The 2,253-nt window shown below is 61.4% G+C and carries 2 protein-coding genes and 1 tRNA gene; 1 reads left to right on the top strand and 2 read right to left on the bottom strand.

Annotation, left to right across the window (positions count from 1 at the left end; translation table 11 throughout):
* The first annotated feature begins 383 nt into the window (after positions 1-383).
* Positions 384-457 (top strand) — tRNA-Cys (locus WEB61_RS11765).
* A gap of 62 nt (positions 458-519) precedes the next feature.
* Here WEB61_RS11765 and WEB61_RS11760 read toward each other — a convergent pair.
* On the bottom strand, positions 520-1,818 hold the full coding sequence (locus WEB61_RS11760; RefSeq protein WP_368064522.1) for an O-antigen ligase family protein: 1,299 nt from the start codon (positions 1,816-1,818) through the stop codon (positions 520-522).
* A partial coding sequence (locus tag WEB61_RS11755) for a glycosyltransferase (protein WP_368064521.1) occupies positions 1,815-2,253 on the bottom strand: 439 nt, incomplete at its 5' end. The genes WEB61_RS11755 and WEB61_RS11760, both read right to left, overlap by 4 nt.

The raw sequence follows: 2,253 nt of genomic DNA, 5'->3' as shown, positions 1-2,253 counted from the left end.
GATATAGCGATATCCTCATCCACATAGGCGAGGCTTTGACGCGACAATGGCACGAAGCGCTCGCGCGGTATCGCGGACATTGCATCGATGACCCGTCCATCGGTCACGGCGTTGACCCGCACCTGGCTCTCAACCATGTTGTGGCGGGCGGCGGCGAAGTCGGTCATGGGGAAGATCCTGGCCATCGAGAAGGAGCGGGAGCGGCAACATCGGGCGCCCGCCGCGTTTATACTGGCCCTGCCCGCCAAACTCAATTCACCCCGCCCCCGAAATCAACCGTCACACCCTGGCGAGGCGGCCGTTAAGATGACCGCAACACCACTGGTCTAATGATCGTTGTACCCGGGCCGGGGAATTGCTATACCCCGCCCGCCCTCGGAAATGGCCACGTGGCGGAGTGGTTACGCAGCGGACTGCAAATCCGTATACCCCGGTTCGATTCCGGGCGTGGCCTCCAGGGCTCCCATTTCATGCGGTTTTTCGGCGCGGCTACGCTTGAGCGCGGGCCCCTTGAGAGGCCTAGTGCCAGGCAGGGCCAGCGAGCTGTGCCGGCATCGCCGCGCCAACGAGCTTTCGGCCTTCGGCCGCAAGCATAGCCCCCCAGAGCATTCCCAGCAGTAGATAGAGATGACGCCAGTTGTCGATGTCGATGATGACGCCTTCGGCAAAATGGCCGATCAACGCCGCATAGGCGACGATCAGCATGCCTTGTTGCGGTCCGGGCACGGATGCCGCCCGCCACCCCCGTACTATCGTCGTCAATACAAAAGCGACGAAGGCCAGGCCGGACAGGAACCCGCCCGCGACCAGCACATGCAGATAGACGTTGTGGGTGTCGAGATTGTTGATAATGGCCCATTGCGCCGGGCCGACGCCCCACGGCTTATACAGGACCATTGAGAAGGCGCGCGACTGGCTTTCAAAGCGACCGTGCTCCGGATCGATATCGTAGTCCTGCGTCAGCGCCGCACGTTCCTCGAAAAGCTCCGAGACCTTCGGATTTGAAAGCGCCACGCCGACCACGATCGTCAACAGCAACGCCATCAGCGTTGCGAAACCGATCAGTCGAAACGCCTGCCGGGAGGAACGCGAGGTTGCCAGCGTCAGAACGACGAAAACGGCGGCAGACAAAAGCAGGCTGCCCCAGGCACCGCGCGAGAAACTAAGCAGTACGCCCGTCGTCAGAAGACCGAGCGGCAGCAGCATCCAGAGCGAGCGAAGATGTTGCGCCGTGCTGAGCTTCATCGCAAGGAAGAGAACCGGCGCCACAAGAAAAGGACCGAACACGTTCGGATCGTTGAAGGTTCCGGTCGCCCGTCCAAAGACCAGAAACATCTCCGAGCCAGGAAGGAGTTGAAAATAGCCACCTACGCCGAGCCCTGCGGCAACGCAGGCGGCTGCTGTATAAGCCCAGAACAGCAGGCCAAGACGCCGCTCGGCGTCGGCATAGACGAAAGAGGCAAAGAAAAGAAAAGTCCCGACCAGATAGATCGTCACGGTCATCGCCGGCTGGACCTTGTCGAGGTAAAGCGCGCCCATCGCACCGACGCCATAGCCAATGACGATGAGCCCCCAAAACGCCGCCGGCCATCCGAGGCCACGCGGAAACCTGAGGCCGAAAAGAAAAAACAGGCCGACCGCAACAACCATCAGCATGTCGTAGGGTGTCGGCTGGTCCGTGCCCTGCTCCGATCGGACATAGAAGCTTGTCAGCAGAACAAGAACGACCAACCATTCGCCAAGACGAGGAACAAGACGACGCACCGGTGCATCGAAATGCCGCGTGGCAGCATCAATCTGCCAGCCTTCGACGCTCATCGTCCGCCGCCCGTGAAACGGGGACCGGCGCCTTCGAGTATCGGGATGCCGGGTGCCGATACACGACGCTGCGATTTTCCGCTGAGAATACGGGCATAAAATCCGTTCACGGCAGTGACCATTTCCGTCACCGAGAACAGACGCTCGACGCGCACCTTGAGGCGCATTGCCGAGCCGACAATGTCACCCGGTTCCGAAAGGGCATTGGCAAGCGCCCGTGACAAGGCCGCCGCATCGCCTGGCGCGACAAGACGATGTGCTTCGTCACCGAATATCTCGGGCACACCGCCGACACGGCTAGCAATGAGAGGTATTCCGGCGGCAGCGGCCTCGAGAGCAACATAAGGAAGCGACTCGTTCCAGGATGGCATGACGACAATGCGCGCCAGCCGAAACGCGGCGCGCGCCGGCATCGCGCCCAGAAACTCGACGCGG

The sequence above is a fragment of the Parvibaculum sp. genome (genome assembly GCF_040882025.1).
GTDB lineage: Bacteria > Pseudomonadota > Alphaproteobacteria > Parvibaculales > Parvibaculaceae > Parvibaculum.
This window is presented reverse-complemented; position numbering and strand designations above follow the sequence as displayed.

Excerpts from the sequence above, each read along its gene's own strand:
- WEB61_RS11760 (WP_368064522.1), bottom strand. The coding sequence starts at position 1,818 with ATGAGCGTCGAAGGCTGGCAGATTGATGCTGCCACGCGGCATTTCGAT.